A 15,432-nucleotide genomic window follows, 5' to 3' on the forward strand; every position below is an offset into this window, starting at 1 on the left:
GCACGCTGGGTTTCGACTATGAAGCGCAGGCCGTGAGCGAGGACGTGCTCGCGGGTCGGCGCGAGTCGGCAGTCGTGCCGCTGAGTGACAGCCTGAGATTTCAGCAGCATATCGACGCGGTGCGTGCGCTGATGTCCGATCCCCTCCTCCGCGAAGCGGGGGAGGGTTAGGGTGGGGGCCGGTATTGAAGACCCCCTCCCTGCCCTCCCCCGCTACGCGGAGGAGGGGAAGAACTCTTAAATCCGCTCTTCGACAACCTTCGACGTCGAGAACTGATAGCGCATGTTGCGATACACGCAGACATCCGTGATGTCCGCTGGCGTGCCCGCCGGCACCGCGCGGTAGTTGGTCGACACGCGATTGCCCTTCGTCACCGGCAGCACGCGATGCCACGCGTGCCCGTGCAACAGCACCAGCGTGCCCTTGCTGGGCGTCACGACCACCTCATCCGCGAAATGCCCTTCGGGATCGCCGACGGGCAGCAACCCGAACCGATGCGACCCGCGCACGATCACCGTCTGGCCGCCGGCTTCAGCATGAATGTCGCTGGTGTAGACCAGCCGGTTGAGATTGTGCAGTTCGCTGCGCGCGGGCGAGCAGTCCTGATGCCACGCCTGACCCGCGGTGCCCTGCTTCGAGAACATCACCATGCAATACAGGCGCTGCCAGTGCGCGCCGAGAATCGCGTCGGTGAGTTTCTGCAGATCCTCGTTGCCGTCGATGACGTCGAACGGCGTCGCGCCCTCGGCCTGCGGAAACCACGGGATAACCTCGGTGCGTGCCCGCGTCAGGAACTCGTCGTTGTGCCAGAACGCGGGATCGTCGCCGAAACGTTGCCGGATGAGGCCATCGAGTTCATCCATGAGGGCGGACCCGAAGAATCCGGGCAGCACGAGGAAGCCATCGCGCCAGAACGCTTCTGCCAGGGTTGCGTGATTCATGTCTCGTCAGCCGATGAAAGAAACAACGACGTCCCGCGGCTGGGAGAGCCGCGGGACGTCATTCTGCGCCGGGCGTCAATCAGAAGAAATTGAAGCCCGTCCTCACACCGTACATGCGCGGCGCATTGAAGGCATAGGGCGTCACGCTGTCTTCGTTCGACGGCCGGATGCTGCCGGTGGCGTACTTGGTGCCGGTCACGTTGGTCGCGAAACCTTCGAGCCAGAACTTGCCGCCCGGACCGGTATAGCGCAGGCGCAGATCGACGAGTTCGTACGCTTCCTGCTTGTCGCCGTTGTTGCAGACTTCCGTACCGAGGCGGACCGACGTGTAGCAATCGGTGTTCCAGACCGACAGCCAGTAGTCGCCGCTGTAGGAGAAGTCGATGCCGGCGGTGATGAGCGAGTTGGTGCCGATCGGGAAGTCGTGCTCGTAGACCGCACGGAAGGTGTAGTCCGGCGCGAACGGTAGCTCATTGCCATCGGTGGCCATGATGTTCGGACAGCCGCCCACGCGATCGCTGCACGCCAGCGAATCGTTGAGATTGAAAGGCAGCGCGTCCGGCCGCGGATCCTTGACCTCGTTGATGAAGTTCAGGGTCGCGAAGCCGGACAGGCGATCGCGTGACGTGACGTTCCATGCGTATTCGAGTTCGAGTCCCGCGATCGTGGCGTCGCCGAAGTTGATCTGCATGAGTTCGAGGAAGTTCGGCATGCCCGGCTGGTCGGCCAGTGCTTCGTCGGTTCCTGTCGAACCGCGCGAGCAGTTGGCGACGGCCTGCTGGATCTGTTCGGCGCTCAGTTCCCAGCTCGGCTGGCCGTCGACGCCGATGACGTCGGGACGCAGGGTCGCATCGCCGCTGTTCACCAACGCGGCGCTGCTGGCGAAGATCGGCACGCCGCCGAGGCCCGCCACGAAGTTCTCCAGGAAGCCGTCGCCATTGAAGTCGCCGAAGGTATCGGCGCAGAACAGATCGCCGCCATCGACGAATACCGACTGCTGCTTGTCCTTGTAGTCCATGTAAAACAGCGCGGCCGACACGTTGAGTCCCTGGCCGACGTTCTCGAACTGTTCCTTCCAGCCGAGTTCGTAGGAGATCAGCTCTTCGGGCTCCAGGATCGAATTGATGAACTGGTGCAGGCGCGGGTGATAGAAAATTTCCTGGCTGCCCGCCTTGTGGCCGGTCGACACCGTGCCGTACATCAGGCTGCCGTCGCGCGGGCTCCAGTCGAGGCTGACGCTCCAGTCGGTGTAGCTGAATTCCTGGTTGGTGTAGAACACGCGCGGGAACGAACCGGCGGCGCCGACCAGCGCCACTTCCTCGCCGTTCGACAGGATGCGCGAGATCTCGCGCAGCTGCGCATCGGTGGTGATGGCCGAGTTGAATACAGTCGCACCCGGCGCGGTCGCAGCAGCGATGCCTGCATCCACCTGTCCGATCGGCGAACCGACGGCGGCGGCGAAGCCGTCGTTCAGACCCGGCACGCGCAGCGGCACGCCGTTCACTCCGGTCACCGGCCCTGGCAGGGCGCCGACACCTGCACACGGACCCACGGGCAGATTCTGGCTGCACAGGAACTGCAGGTCGGTCGCGCCCGCCTGCGCAACGAAGACCGGCGAACCATAGGCATCGATCAGGCCCGGTTCCGGGAACGAGCTGAAGCGATTGACGCCGGTGTCGGTGCGTTCGTCGTCGGTACGACGCACGCCGACCGCGAGCTTGACGGAGTCCGTGACCTTCCAGTCGATGCGGCCGAAGAAGGCTTCCGAGGTCGCTTTGCGGCTCGGTTGATTGAAGTTGATGATGCCGGAGTTGTTGGTCGGCAGATCGATCCAGAAATCGCGGAACGTGTCTTCCTTGAAATTGAAATAGCCGGCCAGCCACTGCACGCTGCTGTCGTAGGTGGACGATGCAACCAATTCATACGAGGTCGAGTCCGTGGTCCAGTCGCGGTCGAAGAACGTCTGTTCGAACGTCAGCGAATCACCCGGCAGCGGATTGACGCGTTCCGGCGAATAGCGCGAGGTGCCGGCATCGAGATCGACCATGATCTGGTGGTTGTAGGTCTGATCGCCGAACGTGCCCTTCAGCTCCACCGCATCCGCGATCTCGTATTTCAGTTCGCCGCGGAACGACTCGATCTTCTGATCGGTGACGTGCGGATTGCTCAGATACGCCGTGTATTCGCTGCCACGCACCGTGCTCGGCGCGATCGGCGATTCATTGTTGAAGACTTCGTACGAGGCATACAGCGACAGATCGTCGATGGGCGTCAGCAAGGCAGACACGCGCCACGCGTTCTGATCGATGGCGCCCGCTCCGTCCTTGCCCGTGCCGTTGCCGAAGGCCTGGCGATAAGGACTGTCTTCGAGCGTCAGCCCGCCCGGCAGCGTCAGGAGGTCGTCGTCGTGCAGGTTGTAATAGGTATCGCGCTCCTGCCAGAAGCCGGAGGCGCGCAGTGCGAGCACGTTCTCGATCACCGGCACATTGATCACGCCGCTGACGATCCTGTTGTCGTAGCGACCGTATTCCAGCGACCCGCTCGCACCGAATTCGTCGGTGTCCGGACGGTTGTTGACGACGTTGATCGAACCGACGGTGGAGTTGCGGCCGTACAGCGTGCCCTGCGGACCGCGCGAGATTTCCATGCGCTGCGCATCGAACAGCAGATTCAGCGCGGCTTGCGGCCGCGACATGTAGACGCCGTCGACGTGGAAGCCGACGTTGGGATCGCCGATTTCGATGAAGCTCGAATTCACGATGCCGCGCATCGCGATCTGCACGGCGCCCATGCCCTGATTCTGCTGGTCCAGCACCTTGAGATTGGGCGCCAGCGAATCGAGCCGGGTGATGTTGATGATGCCGCGCGCCTCCAGCTCCTGGCCGCCGAACACGCTGATGGCGCCGGCGGTCTCCATGAGATTGGTCTCGCGCCGGGTGGCGGTGACGATGACCTCTTCGACCGTGATCTGCGGTGTCGACCGGGCCGGTTCCTGTGCGGATGCCACGCCGCCGAGTGCCAGCATGCCCACGGTCACACCAGAAAGTGTTCTTGCTCTCATCGCATTCCCCCTGATCTTCTTCTGCACGAGCGGGGTTTTGACTCCCGCGGATTTGGAGAATGTGTAAACGTTTTTACATTTCTGGTCAAGCGTTGCAGAAACAACGCGGCCGAATCGCATCCCGAACGGACCCGGAAATTTCTCGAAAATATCCCTCTGTCCGGTGGGGAAGCTGGCGGGTCCTTGAGCCGGAAGAGGCAAATCCTCCTTCCCTGCCGGAACCGCCAGAGCGGCCTTCATTGGAAACGTTTACCAATGTGGCGACCTAACGTTCGCCGGGAATATGCGTCATATATTGGACTTTTTGGCTTATGATGAGTATTTTATTACTCATTATGCCGCGAACCACTCCGTCTCTGCTGCCCCGCCTCCAGCGCGAGCTGTCCGGCCTCGGCCTGCGGCTGCGGCAGGCGCGGCTGCGGCGCGCTTATGCAGCCGAAACCATCGCTCAGCGCGCCGGCATCACACGCAAGACGCTCGGCCGCGTCGAGCAAGGCGATCCGGCGGTGTCCATCGGAATCTATGCGCGCGTGCTTCAGGCACTGGGGCTCGATGCCGACCTCGCCCTCCTCGCCAAGGATGATGAACTCGGTCGACGGCTCCAGGACATGGCGTTGAAACAGCCGCGGCGTGCGCCACGCAAAAAGGCAGGCTCGCCGTGAGCAGCCGCGATCTTCACCAAGTCGAGGTGATCCTCGACATCGACTCGCTCGGCCAACGACGCATGGGCCTCCTGCATCGGCAGACGGCGCGCAGCGGCGACGTCTACTCCTTCGAATTCGATGGCGACTGGCTCAAACGCCACGATCCTATTGCACTCGATCCCGATCTGCTGCCCGCGCCCGGGCGCACCTATCCCTCCGCCGGCCGCAGCCAGTTCGGCATCTTCATGGATTCGGCGCCCGATCGATGGGGCCGTACGTTGATGCAGCGTCGTGAAGCGCTGCTGGCCACGCAGGAGAAGCGGCCGGTTCGCACTTTGCTGGAATGGGATTATCTGCTCGGCGTGCACGACTTCTCCCGTCTCGGAGCGCTCCGGTTCCGGGCGGATGCGCAGTCGCCGTTCCTGGACGACACATCGGCGAATACCGCGCCGCCGCTGGCTTCGCTGCGTGAGCTGCAGGCCGCGGCACGCGTGATCGAAGAAGATCGTCGAGCCGATGATGCGAGCCTGCGGACCGCGCTGAATCAACTGCTCGCACCCGGTAGCTCACTGGGCGGTGCACGCCCCAAGGCTTCCGTGATCGACGAACAGGGTCATCTGTGCATCGCCAAGTTTCCGAGCGGGCAGGATGAGTGGGACGTCGGCGGCTGGGAGGCCGTCGCCTACGCACTGGCCAGGCACGCGGGAATTCGAGTGCCGGCCACGCGCGCGCTTCGCTTCACACCGGACGGCCACACGTTCATCGCACAACGATTCGATCGGACGCCGACCGGCGGCCGCCTGGCGTTCGTCTCGGCAATGACGTTGCTGCAGCGAACGGATGGCGACGCCGATGTCAGCTATCTCGAACTCGTCGATCTGCTGCAATCGCGCGGCGCGCAAACACAGGTCGACTGCGAGGAGCTGTTCAGGCGCGTCGTCTTCAGCCTCTGCATTGCCAACACGGACGATCACCTGCGCAACCACGGCTTCATCGTGGGCACCACCGGCCTCACCTTGTCACCGGTATTCGACATCAATCCGAATCCGCAGCGCCGCCAGCTCACGCTCGCGATCGACGAAACGAATGCGACCTTGAGCCTCGACGTTGCCGAATCCGCTTCCGAGTACTACGGCCTGACCCTCCAGCACGGCCGCGAGATCATCGCCGCGGTCCGGAAAGCCGTGAAACGCTGGCCCCGGGAAGCAAAGGCGCTGGGCATCCCGGAGCGTCAGCAGGAACAACTGCGACCGGCTTTCGCGCTCGCCGATGCCTGATCTGCAACTACGCAGCCGTCTGTTCTTCCGGACCGAACACGGATTTCACTTCGAGAAATTCCTCGAAGCCGAACGCGCCCCACTCGCGGCCGAGACCCGACTGCTTGTAGCCGCCGAATGAGCCGGTCATGTCGAGGTTCGCGCCGTTGATGTGGACGTTGCCGGCGCGGATGCGCGCGCCAACGCGGCGCGCCTGCTCCGCATTCGGTCCGTACACGTAGGCCGACAGGCCATACGGCGTGTCGTTGGCGATGCGGATCGCTTCTTCTTCCGAGTCGTACGGCAGGATGCACAGCACCGGGCCGAAGATTTCCTCGCGCGCGATCGTCATGGCGTTCGAGACATTGCTGAAGATCGTCGGCTGCGTGTAGTAGCCGCGCTCCAGGCCCGCCGGGCGGCCGGGTCCGCCGCACAGGAGTTTCGCGCCCTCCTGCACTCCTTTCTCGATCAGGCCCTGCACGCGTCGCCATTGCATTTCGCTCGCCTGCGGGCCGACGGCCGTCGTCGCATCGGCGGGATCGCCGACCTTGATCGTGGCAACGACCGCAGTCGCAATCGCTTCGACCTGCGCCAATTGCTCGCGCGGTACGAGCATGCGCGATGGCGCGTTACAGCTCTGGCCGGTGTTGTTCATCATGAGCACGACGCCATGACCGACGGCGGCTTCGAGCGGCGCGCCGTCGAGGATGAGGTTGGGCGACTTGCCGCCCAGTTCGAGCGCCACTTTCTTGACCGTGTCGGCCGCCGCCTTGTCGACGAGGATGCCGGCGCGCGTCGAGCCGGTGAACGACACCATGTCGATGCCCGGATGCGAGGCGATGGCGGCGCCGACGGTCGGACCGTCGCCGTCGACGAGATTGAAGACGCCCTTGGGCACGCCTGCTTCATGAAGGATTTCCGCGATCACGTGCGCGGAGAACGGTGCGATCTCGCTCGGCTTCAGCACCATCGTGCATCCCGCGGCGAGCGCCGGCGCGATCTTGCAGGCGATCTGATTCGCCGGCCAGTTCCACGGAGTGATCAGGCCGCACACACCGACAGGTTCGCGCACGATGCGTGTCGCACCCTGCCGCTTCTCGAATTCGAAATCCTTGAGTACGCCGAGCGCGACCATGAAGTGTCCGAGGCCGGAAGGTGCCTGCAACGGCTTCGCCACCTTTTCGAGCGGCGCGCCCATTTCTTCAGAGATCGCCAGTGCGAGATCGCCGAGGCGACGCTGGTACGCTTCGATGACTCGCTGGAGCAGGGCCATGCGCTCTTCGCGCGTGGTTCGGGAGAACGTCTCGAATGCGCGCTGGGCCGCCGCGACGGCGCGATCGACGTCGGGGGCGCCGCCGAGTGAAATCGCGCCCGCCTTCTGCTCGGTCGCCGGATTGATGACGTCGAGCGTGCGTGGCTCGATCGGATCGACCCACTCGCCGTCGATGTAGAACTTCAGGTAGTTGCGCATGTCGTCCCCCTCGAAAAGCTGAGATTACGAGCCCTGTGGGGCCGGCTTCAGCCGGCCTGAAAGAAGTCAGGCTGAAGCCTGACCTACAGAAGAATCCCGCGCGCCGAGGCGCTCGAGCACTTCCTTGCGAAAGCCGGCGAGGCGGCCGCCATCGACGACGAGCGTCTGGCCGCTGATGTACTTACTCTCGTCGCTCGCCAGGAAGTGATAGACGCCGACGAGATCGTCGACTTCGGCGATGCGTCCGAGCGCGGAAAGATGTTTCGCCAGCGTGTTGAGCACGTGCGTCGGCGGCAGCATGGGCGTTCTCACCGGCCCCGGCGCGACGGCGTTGCAGCGAATGCCGCGCAGGCCGAGTTCGACCGCGGCGGTTTTGGTCATGCTGATCAGCGCCGCCTTGGTGGCGCTGTAGTCGAAGAAGCCTTCGTTCTGCTGCAGGCCGGCGACGGACGCCGTGGTGATGATCGAGCCGCCGTCGTGCATGTGGCGCGGGCCGTACTTGAGCAGGTAGTACGTGCCGTAGAAATTGAGCGCGACGACGCCGTCGAGAATCGCTTCGTCGGAGTCGGTCAGATGATCGTTGCGTCCCGGCTTGCCGGCGTTGTGGACCAGCACGTGCAGCTTGCCGATGCGCTCCTCGGCCACCTTGAACGCGTCGAGCACCTGCTCGCGATTGCTCACGTCGGCCGCTTGAAAGATTGCGCCCGCGTCCAGCACGGCCTGCGGCGGCGCCTTCAGATCCACGACGAGTACGCGCGCGCCCTCGCGAAGGAACCGTTCGCAGACGCCCAGGCCGATGCCCGAGGCGCCGCCCGTGATGAGGACGCGCTTGTCTTTGAGGCTGAATGGCTGGCTCATGTCAGTACGTCGGCAGTCGGGAGAACAGTTTCACGGGCGGCATGGCGTTCGGATCGGCGATCACGTCGAGCACGATGCTCGAATCCGAGCTCATCGCCGCTGCGATCGCGGCAGCAATGTCCTGCGCGCGCTCGACGCGAATGCCGGGCAGCCCGCACGCCTTCGCGATCGCTGCGTGATCGACCGCCGTGAAGTCGCATACATTGGTGTGCCGTCCGAGCGCCGCATCCTCGGCATGTTTCTGGTAGCCGAGAATGCCGTTGTTCATCACCGCGACGGCGACCTTGACGCCGTGACGCCGCGCCGTCTCCAGCTCCGACCACACATGGCCGAAGCCGCCATCGCCGACGACACAGAACACCGGCCGTTCAGGCACGCCGATACGCGCGCCCAGCGCCAGCGGAAATCCCCAGCCGAGCCCTGCCTGGCCGCGCGGCGTGATGAAGCGCCGGTGGCCGGTGGCGGTCAGGAAGTTAGCGACCCAGATCGAAGAGAAGCTCGCATCGGCGACGACGATGTGATCGTCCGCGAGCTGCTTCTCCAGTTCCGCCATGAAGCGTTCGGGGCGAATGGGCGAGGCATCGGAGCGCGTGACCTCGGCGATTTCCTCGCGATGCTGCAGCTTCGCCGATGCAATGAACCCGGCGACGCGCGAACGCGCACTGCGGCGCTTCGCCAGATCCTGCACCGTCATGGCGGTGTTCAATGCCTGCAACGTCAGTTTCGCGTCGCCATTGAGACGCACGGCCTCGTAGTTGCGGCCGATCTCCGCCGGATCGATGTCGATGTGAATGTAAGTCGCGTTCTTCGGCAGCAGCGTCCACGAATCGGTGCCGTTCTGATTCGTGCGATTGCCGACCAGCAGGATGACGTCGGCTTCCGTGATCAGCGGCTTGGCGAACTTCGTCATGCCGCGCGCCGCCATGTAGTAGCCGATGACGCCGAGCGACAGCGGATGCGTTTCATCGACGGCGCCCTTGCCCATGGTGCTGGTCGCCACCGGCAGATGTGCCAGTTCCTGCAGCGCGCGCAGTTCGGCCTGCGCCTGCGAACCGATCACGCCGCCGCCGGCGTAGATGATCGGTGACTCGGCGTTCGCCAGCAGGCGCGCCGCTTCTTCGATGCTGCGCGGATCAGCCTGCGTGCGGTCGAGCGGATAGCGACCGAGATTCGCCTTGCGCGAGGACGCCGGCTGCGCTTCGCGTTCAGCCAGCAGCTCCATCGAAATCAGCAGTACGGCGGGACCCGGGCGACCGGAGGCCGCCGCGGCGAATGCCATGTCGACGTAGTCCTCGATGCGATCGGCGGTCGTGATCCGTCTGATCCACTTCGACACGCCCTTGAACAGTTCGAGCTGGTCCAGCTCCTGGAACGCGTTGCGATCCTGATGATTCGGACCGACGTCCTGCACCAGCGCGACGATCGGAATCGATGCGGACAGGCATTCCGCTAGTCCTGCGACGAGCAATGTCGCCGCGGGCCCGTTCTGCGCAGTCACCACCGGCACACGCCCGGTCGCACGCGCATAGCCATCTGCCATGTACGCCCCGGCGTTCTCCTGCCGATAGCCGATCTGGCGGATACCCAGATCTTCGGCAGCGAGCGTCAGCCCCGGCGGATTGCTCTGCCCGAACAGGTACTGCACGCCATGTCGCTGCAGCACGCGGGCGAAGCGCTGCGGCGGACGCAGCAGCAATGCGTCCTCGCTCATGGCTGCGGCCCGAAGTACACCTCGAAGAAGCGCCCGCCGATCGCGGACGGCATCGCAAGATTGGCCTCGACGCTGGTGCGAACACAGACGAGCGCCGGACCGACGTGCGCGCGGGCACGTTCGAGTGCGGGCGCGAGATCCGCGATCGCTTCGACGTACTCGCCGTGCGCGCCGATACCTTGTGCGATCCGATCCCAGCGCACCTCGCCCATGCCGACGCCGAACGTCTTGCCCCAGCGCGCCATCTCGTTGGGAATCTCCATGGCCCACTGGCCATCGGCCATGACGACCACGGTGAGCTTGAGTCCCTCGCGCACCGCCGACTGCAATTCCATGATGTTGAAACCCGCGGCGCCATCACCCGTGATGCACACAACCTCGCGCGACGGCGCACCGAGCTTCGCGCCCAGCGCGACCGGAATGCCGACGCCAAGCATGCCGAGTTCGAGAATGCCGTGATACGACGACGGCCGCGTCGACGGCAGCGCGAGCCCCGCCCACAACGAGGTCATGCCGCCGTCGGTGCAGTACACCGCGTCTTTTCCGAACACCGCACCGACCGCACCGAAGGCCTGCGCCGGATGCACACCCTGGCCACTCCATGCGGCGATCGGCGCCTTGAGCTGTTCGATCCACGCAGCATATTCAGTACGTCGTGCGGCGACGTCGGTGCGCGCCTTGCTCGCGATGGCGCGGCCACGCAGCTTGTCGGCCAGACCTTCGAGCGTCGCCTTCGCATCGGCGACGATGCCGAGCGCCACGGGACGCGACACACCGATATGGCGCGCGTCCACGTCGACGTGAATGAGCTGGCACCTGGTCGCATCGCCCCAGTACTTGTCGAAGGGCACGTCGAGATTGCCGAGACGCGAACCCACCACGAGCAGCACGTCGGCATTGCGACGCAGTTCGTCCGCCGCCGCGCTCTGCGACAGGAAGCACAGCGGATGTTCGTGCGGCATGACGCTGCGGCCGGCGAGCGAGGGAATCACGGGACAACCGATCAGCTCGGCCAGTTCGATCAGCGCCGCGTTGGCGCCCGAGCGATCGACGCCGCAGCCTGCGAACACGACCGGCGCCTTCGCCGCGGCAAGCAGATCGGCAGCCGCGGCAAGTTGCGCATCGGACGGTTGCGGCGCGGCGGCGCGTCCTGCGGAGCGCGCATAGATCGGTGCGGCGGCGGGATCGCCCGTCGTGTACAGCACCGGCCCCGGAATTTCGAGCTGCACCGGACCGGGCCGACCGGCCCAGATCTCGCGGAACGCCGTGCGCACGAGTTCGGGAATGCGCGACCACTCGAACACGGGCGCGCCCCACTTCACCGCGGGCTTGAACAGATCGAGCTGATCCTGGCCCTGGAACGTGGCCGGCGTCGATGGATAGACGATTCCCATGCGATGCTGCGACGTGATCGCGAGCACCGGCACGCCCTCGTGCCGTGCCGTCACGACGCCGGGAATCAGGTTCGCGGAACCGGGGCCGGGATTGCCCAGCACCACCGCCACCTGGCCGGTCGTCTTGTAAAGCCCTTCGGCCATGTGCACCGCAGCGGCTTCATGACGAACCGGCACGAAGCGGATATCGTGGGCTTCCATCGCCGCCAGCAGCGGATCGATTTCCGGGCACGGCAGACCGAAGACGAAGCGCACGCCCTCGTTCGCAAGAGCGCGGGCCAGCAGCTCGCCGCCAGTGATTTGGTTCATCGGACATTCGCCTCCACGTTGCAGTGACCAAAAGTCTGGCAGCGAAGGGGGACGCGCCACCCCATCCCATTGGGAGGGGGACGGTGCGTCGCGCAGGCGCGATGCTTTCGTCATGAAAGCCATCGTCTATCAGGGTCCGCATGCGCGGCTCGCCGTCGCAGATGTGCCGATGCCACGCGCCGCGGCCGGCGAACTCGTCTTCAAGGTGGGTGCCTGCGGCATCTGCGCTTCCGATCTGCATGCGGCCGAAGTCGGGTTATGCCCGCCGGGCGTCGTGTTCGGACATGAGTACGCGGGTGAAGTGATCGAAGTCGGCGCCGGTGTGTCGGGCTGGCAACCGGGCGATCGACTCGTCGCCCTGCCCGGCCGTCCGTGCGGCACCTGCGCGGCATGCAGCGACGGCCGCACGCATCAATGCGCCAGCTTCGTGCCGCAGGGTTTCGATCCGCGCATGCCGGGCGCGTATGCCGAGTACTCCACTGCGATGGCGGGTATGGCGATCAAGATCCCCGCCTCGCTCAGTGATCGCGATGCGGCGGTCGTCGAACCGCTGGCCGTTGGGCTCGGCGCGTGGCGATCGGCGGCATTGCCCGCGGGTGCAAGCGTGCTGGTGATCGGCGCGGGCGTCATCGGTCTGTCGGTCGCGAAGTGGGCGCGCTTCTTCGGCGCCGGCGATGTTGCGATCAGTGAACTGTTGCCGGCGCGGCTCGAACGCGCGCGTCGCATGAATGTCGGGCTCGTGATCGATGGCTCGATTGCCAGCGATCCGGTCGCGGAATTCCAGAAGCAGACAGGCCGTGCACCGACGGTGATCTTCGAGTGCGTGGGCCGTCCGATGGTGCAGCGTCTCATCGACATCGCGCCGGCGGGTACACAGCTGGTGCTCGTCGGCACCGGAATGCAACCCGAGCAGTTCACCGTGCTGTCCGCGGCGCTCAAGCGTCTGCGCATGACGTTCGTCATCGGCTATGAACCGGCGGATTTTCCCTTCGTGCTGCGCATGCTCGACGCCGGACGCATCGGCGTCGACGGTCTCGTCACCGCGACGACGTCGCTGGCGGACGTGCCAGACGTCTTCGCGCGGCTGCAGCAGCCGAACGATCACTGCAAAGTCCTCATCACGCCCTGACCGTCTTCGCGCTGTTGCTTCTTCGCCTCATGCATCCCCCTTCCGATGGGAGGGGATGACCCCGCCCCCGTCTGGGGGAGGATCGGTGCCAGGCGTGCGCGTGGGGGCGCAAGACCGCTTGTGACTGCGGCGCACGTCCGAGAAGTGACAGAACCAATGATCCGGAGGACGTGAAGCATGCGCGGGAATTCCAATCGCACTCGACACATCGCCAGCCTGCTGGGCGCCACGCTCGCCACCAGCACGTGGATGGCAGCCGCGCAGGACACCGGCGCGCTCGAGGAAATCATCGTGACGGCCACCAAGCGCGAGCAGACGCTGCAGGACGTGCCGATCTCCGTGGCGGTCACGCCCGCCGCCGTGCTGGAGCAGGCACAGATCCGCGATCTCATCGATCTTCAGTCGGTGGTGCCGTCGCTCAAGGTTTCGCAGCTCAATGCCGTCGGCCAGACGAACTTCATCATTCGCGGCTTCGGCAACGGCGCCGGCAACGACGGCATCGAAAGCTCGGTGGGCGTCTTCATCGATGGCGTGTATCGCTCGCGCAGCGCCGCTGCCCTCGACGATCTGCCGGAAGTCGAGCGCATCGAAGTGCTGCGCGGTCCGCAGTCGACGCTGTTCGGCAAGAACGTGTCGGCGGGCGCGATCAGCATCGTGACCAGGAAGCCGGAAAGCGAGTTCGGCGGTTCGGCCGAAGTCGGCTTCGGCAATTACGATTCGAAGTACGCGAAGGCGTCCATCACCGGTCCGATCGGCGACACCCTGGCCTTCCGCCTGTCCGGCAACATCAACCAGCGCGATGGTTATCTGGAGAACTCGACCACCGGCAACGACGTGAACGACCGCGACCGCTGGGCGGTGCGCGGCGATGTGCTGTGGACGCCGACCGATGCAGTGTCACTGCGCGTCATTGCCGACTACAGCGAGATCAACGAGGTCTGCTGCGGCGTGGTCCAGCTTCGCAACGGCCCGGCCTCGCAGGTCATCGGCGCGCCGACGTCGGTCGGCGGCATGGGCAGGCCGATCGACGATCCCGCGACCCTGTTCGACGGCAACATCGTCTTCAACACCGACCCGGCGAACGCACTGAGCGGCAGAGGCATCTCGGCGCAGCTCGACTGGGAATTCGGCGCAGCGACGCTCACCTCGATCACGGCGTGGCGAAACCAGAAGAACCAGTCCTATCAGGACGTGGACTTCACCGGCGCCGACATCGTCAACAAGGATCAGGCCAACGACATTTCCACGTTCACGCAGGAACTGCGCCTGGCATCGAGCGGCGAAGGCCGCGTCGACTGGCTGCTCGGCGCGTTCTTCCAGGATGAATCCCTCGACACGGGCGTCGACACGATCTACGCAGGCGACATCCGCGGCTACGCCGATCGACTGAGCGGACCGTCGGCGAACTCACCCGGCATGTCGAACCTGCAGTTCTTCGAATACCTCCAGGGACTCGTGACGCCGCAGATCGTGCCGGGACAGACGTACTTCCAGCCCGGACAGGGAATCTCCGATCACTACGCGATGGATCAGCGCTCGTACTCGGTCTTCAGCCAGGTGGATTTCCACGTGACCGACCGCTTCACGCTGACGGGCGGCCTCGCCTATCTCGACGATCGCAAGGAGGCCCGTTCGAACGTGGTGATGAACGAGCCGTTCTCCGCCCTCGATCTGCAGAACGTGCCGCAGCTGCCGTATCTCGGACTGCCGGCCAATGCCTTCGCAGCGCTCGGTGGACTGCAGTTCTTCTATGGCAATACCGCCAACCACGGCCCGGTGAATTATCCGAACGCCAACGAATCCGGCGTGCTGGAAGGCGACAAGCTCACCTACGCCGTGCGTGCGGCGTATGACTTCGGCGCGTTCAACGCGTACGCGAGCTACTCGACCGGCTGGAAGGCCGGCGCGTACAACCTCTCGAGCGACAGCCGTCCGCCCGACGTCAACGGCGTCGGCCGCAGCGCCGGGCCGGAAGACGTCGAGGTCTACGAGATCGGACTCAAGGCGACCTTCAACAACGGCTACCTGAACGTTGCGGTGTTCGATCAGTCGATCGACGGCTTCCAGTCGAATGCGTACACCGGCACGGGCTACAACCTGGTGAACGCGGGCGAGGAATCGGTGAAGGGCGTCGAGATCGACCTGTCCTACGCGCCGACGAACTGGCTCGCGCTGACGGCGGCCGCCACGTATCTCGATGCGGAGTACGAGTCATTCACGCAAGCCGCCTGCGTCAGCTACGACACGGTGCGCTGCCCGGTCGATCCGCTGACGGGCCGCATGCCCAACTTCCGCGATCTGAGCGGACAGCGCCCTGCCGGCATTCCTGAATGGACCGCCTCGGTGTCCGCGACGCTCTCGCACGAGTTCGGCTCGGACTACACGATGTTCCTGCGCGGCGAGTACGACTACGTCGACGACACCTGGCTCACGGAAACGACGCCGCCCGACATCTCGACCTGGGGACAGAGCGTCGTCAACGCCAGCATCGGCCTCACGAACCAGGCGCAGCAATGGGACATCTCGATCTGGGGACGCAATCTCACGGATGACGAGACCATCGTCGCGTCGTTTCCGACGGTGGCGCAGGACGGCAGCTACAGCGGGTATTTGTATCCGCCGCGCACGTATGGGTTGACGCTGCGCAAGCGGTTCTGA

At 64.9% G+C, this 15,432-nt stretch carries 10 protein-coding genes; 4 read left to right on the plus strand and 6 right to left on the minus strand.

Annotated features, from left to right (window positions below; all coding sequences use genetic code 11):
* Window positions 1-236: 236 nt before the first annotated feature.
* The gene (locus tag V7D81_RS20690) at window positions 237-941 is read right to left on the minus strand and encodes a phytanoyl-CoA dioxygenase family protein (protein WP_324319853.1); all 705 of its coding nucleotides are present in this window, start codon (window positions 939-941) and stop codon (window positions 237-239) included.
* Between the two features lie 79 nt (window positions 942-1,020).
* The gene (locus V7D81_RS20695) at window positions 1,021-4,002 is read right to left on the minus strand and encodes a TonB-dependent receptor (protein WP_324319855.1); all 2,982 of its coding nucleotides are present in this window, start codon (window positions 4,000-4,002) and stop codon (window positions 1,021-1,023) included.
* A 311-nt stretch (window positions 4,003-4,313) separates the two neighbouring features.
* Between V7D81_RS20695 and V7D81_RS20700 the strand changes: the two genes are divergently transcribed.
* Both V7D81_RS20700 and V7D81_RS20705 read left to right on the plus strand, forming a co-directional pair.
* Complete coding sequence (locus tag V7D81_RS20700) at window positions 4,314-4,664, plus strand: helix-turn-helix domain-containing protein (RefSeq protein WP_324319857.1); 351 nt, start codon at window positions 4,314-4,316, stop codon at window positions 4,662-4,664.
* The gene (locus V7D81_RS20705) at window positions 4,661-5,923 is read left to right on the plus strand and encodes a type II toxin-antitoxin system HipA family toxin (RefSeq protein WP_324319859.1); all 1,263 of its coding nucleotides are present in this window, start codon (window positions 4,661-4,663) and stop codon (window positions 5,921-5,923) included. Before V7D81_RS20700 ends, V7D81_RS20705 begins: the two co-directional genes overlap by 4 nt.
* Window positions 5,924-5,930: 7 nt before the next feature.
* Here the strand turns inward: V7D81_RS20705 and V7D81_RS20710 are convergent, their stop codons facing one another.
* The 4 genes from V7D81_RS20710 to V7D81_RS20725 form a co-directional block, all read right to left on the minus strand.
* Window positions 5,931-7,373: an aldehyde dehydrogenase family protein gene (locus V7D81_RS20710; protein WP_324319861.1), complete on the minus strand. Its 1,443-nt coding sequence runs from the start codon at window positions 7,371-7,373 to the stop codon at window positions 5,931-5,933.
* A gap of 66 nt (window positions 7,374-7,439) precedes the next feature.
* Window positions 7,440-8,231 (minus strand): SDR family NAD(P)-dependent oxidoreductase, encoded by a 792-nt coding sequence (locus V7D81_RS20715; protein ID WP_324319863.1) that lies wholly within the window; start codon window positions 8,229-8,231, stop codon window positions 7,440-7,442.
* Between the two features lies 1 nt (window position 8,232).
* A complete protein-coding gene (locus tag V7D81_RS20720) occupies window positions 8,233-9,942 on the minus strand; it encodes an acetolactate synthase catalytic subunit (RefSeq protein WP_324319865.1) in 1,710 nt (569 codons plus the stop codon).
* A complete protein-coding gene (locus tag V7D81_RS20725; protein ID WP_324319867.1) occupies window positions 9,939-11,645 on the minus strand; it encodes a thiamine pyrophosphate-binding protein in 1,707 nt (568 codons plus the stop codon). The genes V7D81_RS20720 and V7D81_RS20725 overlap by 4 nt, the downstream gene beginning before the upstream one ends.
* Window positions 11,646-11,757: 112 nt before the next feature.
* Between V7D81_RS20725 and V7D81_RS20730 the strand changes: the two genes are divergently transcribed.
* Together V7D81_RS20730 and V7D81_RS20735 are read left to right on the plus strand one after the other, a co-directional pair.
* Window positions 11,758-12,774 (plus strand): zinc-dependent alcohol dehydrogenase, encoded by a 1,017-nt coding sequence (locus tag V7D81_RS20730; protein ID WP_324319869.1) that lies wholly within the window; start codon window positions 11,758-11,760, stop codon window positions 12,772-12,774.
* A gap of 177 nt (window positions 12,775-12,951) precedes the next feature.
* Window positions 12,952-15,432: a TonB-dependent receptor gene (locus V7D81_RS20735; protein ID WP_324319871.1), complete on the plus strand. Its 2,481-nt coding sequence runs from the start codon at window positions 12,952-12,954 to the stop codon at window positions 15,430-15,432.

The organism is Povalibacter sp. (assembly GCF_036735925.1).
Taxonomy (GTDB): domain Bacteria; phylum Pseudomonadota; class Gammaproteobacteria; order Steroidobacterales; family Steroidobacteraceae; genus Steroidobacter.

Coding starts and splice junctions, on each gene's coding strand:
- V7D81_RS20720 (WP_324319865.1), bottom strand. CDS start 9,942: ATGAGCGAGGACGCATTGCTGCTGCGTCCGCCGCAGCGCTTCGCCCGC.
- V7D81_RS20700 (WP_324319857.1), top strand. CDS start 4,314: ATGATGAGTATTTTATTACTCATTATGCCGCGAACCACTCCGTCTCTG.
- V7D81_RS20695 (WP_324319855.1), bottom strand. CDS start 4,002: ATGAGAGCAAGAACACTTTCTGGTGTGACCGTGGGCATGCTGGCACTC.
- V7D81_RS20730 (WP_324319869.1), top strand. CDS start 11,758: ATGAAAGCCATCGTCTATCAGGGTCCGCATGCGCGGCTCGCCGTCGCA.
- V7D81_RS20710 (WP_324319861.1), bottom strand. CDS start 7,373: ATGCGCAACTACCTGAAGTTCTACATCGACGGCGAGTGGGTCGATCCG.
- V7D81_RS20690 (WP_324319853.1), bottom strand. CDS start 941: ATGAATCACGCAACCCTGGCAGAAGCGTTCTGGCGCGATGGCTTCCTC.
- V7D81_RS20735 (WP_324319871.1), top strand. CDS start 12,952: ATGCGCGGGAATTCCAATCGCACTCGACACATCGCCAGCCTGCTGGGC.
- V7D81_RS20725 (WP_324319867.1), bottom strand. CDS start 11,645: ATGAACCAAATCACTGGCGGCGAGCTGCTGGCCCGCGCTCTTGCGAAC.
- V7D81_RS20715 (WP_324319863.1), bottom strand. CDS start 8,231: ATGAGCCAGCCATTCAGCCTCAAAGACAAGCGCGTCCTCATCACGGGC.